Origin of the sequence: Emticicia sp. (genome assembly GCF_049241225.1) — a bacterium.
GTDB lineage: Bacteria > Bacteroidota > Bacteroidia > Cytophagales > Spirosomataceae > Emticicia.
The window spans coordinates 7,234-9,434 of sequence record NZ_JBMLRC010000315.1; the positions used below are offsets into that span (position 1 = coordinate 7,234).

Sequence of the window (2,201 nt, forward strand, 5' to 3'; positions counted from 1 at the left end):
CCAACCAGCGGTAAAGGCGGAGCTCCAGTTTTGGCCAATGCAGCCAGCACAAATGGACAAAACCAAATGTTCAAGTCGTTTCAAATGGCATATTTGACCCATAAGTTCAAACAAACCAAACTTTCGGTTTTATTCTTCAAAGATGATTTCTCGAAATACCGTATTGATAGTTTGGGAAATGCTACGCAGGGTTACGTATATGGCAGACGTTATGACCAATCGGGTGTAAATTCTCGCTTTACTTATGGAGCTATGCTTACTGGACAATTTGGCAATGCTTCGGCAAAACTCGGTAAAGTTGCATGGCAAGCATTTGGGTATGTGCAATCAGGAAAAGACCGTGATGGCTTGAAAATTACAAACGCCTACTACTATGGAGCAAATTTGATGATGCAAAAAGGACTTTTAAGTTTTGGACCAGGCTACGAAGTGCTTTCTGGCAATGATGGTTTTAATACAAAAGCTGGTGAAACGAGCCGTTTCGACCCACTTTATGGAACACCGCACAAACATTGGGGGTATATGGATTACTTCTATGTTGGAACTGGCTCACCAGTTGGTGGACTCCAAAATGCTTTCTTTAAAATTAAACATGCAGCACCTCGCCTAACAACTACTTTCGACATTCATTATTTTGCTTTGGCTGCTGATACGCCAAATAAAATGAAAGATGCTCCAGCAGGTGCAAAAATTTCACCGATGTTGGGCATGGAATATGATTTAGTCTTGAATTATTCTCTCAATAAATTCACTTCGGTTGAGTTAGGTTATTCTGTAATGAAAGGAAACAACAGCCTCGAATACGTGAAGCAAAATTCGATGGATAAAACCCGCAAAACTGGCCAGTGGGGATACTTGATGCTTAACATTCGTCCAGATTTCTTCTACACTAAACCTGTTGCCATTAAGCAATAAGCACACCCCTAACCCCTAAAGGGGGATTTAGGAACAATGTTAAAATTATTAAAAAAACATAAAAATATAGCCCAAAAATTCCCCCTCTGGGGCAAGGGGGCTTTTAATATCATGAAAAATATATTCAAATCAATATTCAAAATTAGCTCCCCATTGGGGTTGGGGGCTGTCATTATCTTAGCTTCTACCATCTCAGCATTCAAATATCCTGCTGCTGAGGCAATTAAATTAGGCTTTATTCCACTGACCGACTGTGCTCCGTTGGTAGCAGCAAAAGAGTTAGGTTTATTCACGAAATACGGAGTAAACGTAGAACTAAGCAAAGAGGCTTCTTGGGCCAATATTCGTGATAAAGTTTTGAATGGCGAATTAGACGGAGCTCATTGTTTGTTTTCAATGCCTTTATCGGTTTATACGGGCGTAGGCGGAAAAGCTGGTTCGGAAATGAAAATTGCCATGACACTCAATAACAACGGTCAGGCTATTTCACTCTCAAAAGATTTCTGTGGATTGGTAGGTTTCAAAGATTTGAAAAAAGTAAACTCAGCTATTACAGAAATCAAAAAACGTAAAGAAGTAACCTTTGCCATGACTTTCCCAGGAGGTACACACGATATTTGGTTGAGAAACTGGATGGCGGCCGCTGGTGTAAATCAAAAATCAGTAGGTATCATCACGATTCCACCGCCACAAATGGTAGCAAACATGAAAGTTGACAACATGGAAGGTTTCTGTGTAGGTGAGCCTTGGAATGGCGTGGCAGTAGCACAAAGCGTAGGTTTTACGCACATTGCAAGCCAAGATATTTGGAAAAACCACCCAGAAAAAGCATTGGTAGTTAATAGCAAATTTGCGGCAGGCCAAAAAGAGGATTTGAAGAAAGTAATGAAGGCTATCATTGAAGCACAAAAATGGTTGGATAACATGGGGAATCGTAAGAAAGCAGCGGCTTGGTTATCGAAACCATATTATGTAAATGCTCCAGTGGCGGTTTTGGAAGCTCGCTTGTTAGGCTCAAATGATTTAGGTTGTGAATTAGGTGTGCAAAAATACAAAGATGACTACATGACATTCTACAACAATGGTGTAGTAGCAACTCCTAAAAAATCGTATGCGATGTGGTTTTTGGCTCAATACGTACGTTTTGGCTACTTAAAAACAGCTCCAGACTATAAAGGAATTGCTGAGAAATTGATTTTAGATGATTTGTTTGCCGAAGTGGCCAAAGAGATGAGCGTGCCTGTTCAGCCAGATATGCAAGCATTCAAAACTACTCTTGACATTAA

The 2,201-nt window shown here is 40.3% G+C and carries 2 protein-coding genes; both read left to right on the plus strand.

Annotation, left to right across the window (positions count from 1 at the left end):
* Positions 1–915 (plus strand): alginate export family protein (locus tag ACOVO2_RS16720; protein ID WP_421771078.1); only part of this gene is annotated, 915 nt, incomplete at its 5' end.
* 111 nt (positions 916–1,026) lie between these two features.
* Positions 1,027–2,201 (plus strand): CmpA/NrtA family ABC transporter substrate-binding protein (locus ACOVO2_RS16725; protein WP_421771079.1); only part of this gene is annotated, 1,175 nt, incomplete at its 3' end.